Below are 668 nucleotides of genomic sequence, written 5' to 3'. Positions count from 1 at the left end.
TCTCCAAGCGGGTCCCCGAGAACCAGCATGCTCTGGAAATAGTCGATGACATCGGCATGCTCGACCTCAAGGGCGGCCCATTGCGGCCAGTCGAACGTGTCGTTCATGAAAGGCTGCGTCTGATCGTGGCTCAACACGGTCAGATGGTTGAGATCGTGCGCCGTGGCGATCTGGCTGCCGCTGTCATCCGCAAAGACCAGGTCCCCATGGGTCCGCCCATGCATCCAGCCCCCGTAATGCGGCTCCATCTGGAGCGTGCTGACGAAATGGTCGACCAGACCGTTTTCGCTCAGATAGCCGGCCAAACCGTCATGACCATATTGCTCGACCATCGCCATCACCTCTTCGGTGGTGCCGAGGCGCGCGGTCCGCTGAATGTCGGCCAGGATCTGCGGATCGAAGGCATCGTCCCGGATCCAGCCGACCTTGGCGCCCTGCATGGCATAATAAAGCCCCACACCCTGCAGATCCCCGCCCCAATACTGGTCGTTATTGGTCAGGTCGTTGTCGAACGCCCATTGGCCGACCGTGTCGATATCGGTCGCGCTCAAGCCCAGAAACGCCCGCAACCCGTTATAGGCAACCAGCGCTTCCGTTGTGATCGGCGTGCGCCCGCCCATCAGGTCATGCCCCTCGGTATGACTGCTGCTGCCGTGGAAACTGCCCCA

The 668-nt window shown here is 61.2% G+C and carries 1 protein-coding gene; it reads right to left on the bottom strand.

Annotated features, from left to right (window positions below; all coding sequences use genetic code 11):
* Window positions 1–668 (bottom strand): hypothetical protein (locus E1297_RS48875; RefSeq protein ID WP_209015555.1); only part of this gene is annotated, 668 nt, incomplete at both ends.

Source organism: Roseibium sp. RKSG952 (assembly GCF_009711355.1).
This window is presented reverse-complemented; position numbering and strand designations above follow the sequence as displayed.